This window comes from Pseudomonas sp. TYF_14 (genome assembly GCF_043105275.1).
GTDB classification, from domain to species: Bacteria; Pseudomonadota; Gammaproteobacteria; order Pseudomonadales; family Pseudomonadaceae; genus Aquipseudomonas; species Aquipseudomonas alloputida.
Window position 1 is genome coordinate 1 of the sequence record NZ_JBICLK010000091.1, and the last position, 1,863, is coordinate 1,863.

Consider the following 1,863-nt stretch of genomic DNA (forward strand, 5'->3'; position numbering starts at 1 on the left):
TGGCTAGCTTGTATGTGTATGCCGACCCGAGCAGCTACGAACCCTTGGCCCGCCTTGATGGCAAGCCGGGCAGTGAGGCGTTCGCCTGCTTCCACACCAACCTGGCTGGCCTGCCGGAACAGCTGACCGACACTGACGGCAAGACAGTGTGGTGCAGCGAACACCAGGCCGAGGGCAAGATGCGAGACGAGTGGCATGCTCGCAAGGTGGGACGCGAGCAGAACCTGCGTTTTCAAGGCCAATATCTTGACCGTGAAACCGGGCTGCATTACAACACATTCAGGTTTTTTGATCCGGATGTGGGGCGATTTACCCAGCAGGATCCGATTGGGTTAGTGGGCGGATTGAACCTCTATCAATACTCCCCCAACCCTACTGGCTGGCTTGATCCTCTAGGACTAAGCGGATGCCTCGGGGCAAACAAAAAGCCATCAAGAGGCGACAACCCATATCAGACTAGGTTTGACCCACGGACGCCAGGACGACCGGATCCAAAATTCTCAATAGACACACGAACATTCACTAGCGGCACGAAAACCTCAAATGGCGGCATCAGGAATAACAGGGAATTTTGGCAGCAATGGAAAAATCTCCAGCCTGAATCCTTAAGCAAAAGCAATCAATATCGAATAAATGAGCTTGGCATTTCACCTAAAATTGATGACATTTGGATAAAAGTTTTCCCTGAGCACGCCAAATATAAAGGTGACAATATAGTCCACCACCATGTTAATTTTGGACACTATGCTATACCTGTACCATCAAAAACCCATGTGGGCAGCGGTGGCCCTTGGCATGCAAAGTAAGGATTAAGAATGCTACTCACCATAGAACAGATTGAGTCTCAACTCAGAACAAAATTCGAGCCTCTCGGCAGCGAAATGTATGACCTTATACTTAAACGCCGAACATCGCCCCCCACAAATATAAACATGCTGGAAAACTCAATCAACGCAAAGATCCCAAGCGAATTCTTGCTTTTCATTCAAGAGTACAACATTAACAATTTTACTCTTGGCCCTATATCATTCGGCACAAACGAAGATTATATTAAGCAACTCATAGAAATTAACACAGATGATGACTTTAGTCGTTGGTGGACTGAAAAATCAAGACCGACCAACACCATTGCTATAGCAACATCCGACCCTTATACAATATTGCTAAATACGGAAAACGGGAAAATTTTTGCTATTACTAGCGAATCGAAAATATCTGACTGCAAAGCTATCGCTTGCAATTTTGAAATGTTTGCAAGAGGAGTCGGAACTATTTTCCTGAAACAAGGAACCCCTTCAGAAGTAATATCTGCCGTACACGCAGAGAGCGGTGAGTTCTGGCAAGAACTTATGTCATGATTAAGTGCCGTCCGCACTAACGCCGGAGAATCTGCAAAAAAACCATCCCGCAATGTAGCATTCGCGTCTAGTCCCCTGGGCGACGGTAGTTATAACACCGTCACCGGGCGGCACTTTTTGCACCTGCTCGACCCGAGGCTTGGACATCCTTGTCGCTCCCAACAACGGCCACGCAATCTGCTCTGGCAGCAGGACCCGCTGGGGCGCGAGACACAGTACCAATACGACCCGGAAGGCCGTGTTACCTAGGTCACCGATGCCCTCGAAAAGAGCAAGTACCTGAGCTGGAACACGTGCGGTCAGTTGCTCAGCTACCGCGACTGCAGCAATGCCCAGACGCTGTATCACTACGACGCCCATGGCCGCCTACGCGAAAGCATCAATGCCCGGGGTGAACACACCCACTTCCGCTACGACGCACGTGGCTATCTGGTCGAAAGCGAACGCCCGGACGGTCGCATTGACCGTTATGAGGTCGATGTTGCCGGCCAGCTGACGCGCTACG

General features: G+C 50.0%; 4 protein-coding genes. All 4 read left to right on the forward strand.

Annotation, left to right across the window (positions count from 1 at the left end):
- Positions 1-806, forward strand: an 806-nt coding sequence (locus tag ACF8O8_RS26585; protein WP_392510811.1) for an RHS repeat-associated core domain-containing protein, incomplete at its 5' end; no start/stop codon positions are given.
- A gap of 9 nt (positions 807-815) precedes the next feature.
- Complete coding sequence (locus ACF8O8_RS26590) at positions 816-1,358, forward strand: SMI1/KNR4 family protein (protein ID WP_392510812.1); 543 nt, start codon at positions 816-818, stop codon at positions 1,356-1,358.
- Between the two features lie 117 nt (positions 1,359-1,475).
- Positions 1,476-1,607, forward strand: coding sequence for an RHS repeat domain-containing protein (locus ACF8O8_RS26595; protein WP_392510814.1), 132 nt, complete (start codon positions 1,476-1,478; stop codon positions 1,605-1,607).
- 54 nt (positions 1,608-1,661) lie between these two features.
- On the forward strand, positions 1,662-1,863 hold a 202-nt coding region (locus tag ACF8O8_RS26600), incomplete at its 3' end, for a hypothetical protein (RefSeq protein WP_392510815.1).

Coding starts and splice junctions, on each gene's coding strand:
- ACF8O8_RS26590 (WP_392510812.1), top strand. CDS start 816: ATGCTACTCACCATAGAACAGATTGAGTCTCAACTCAGAACAAAATTC.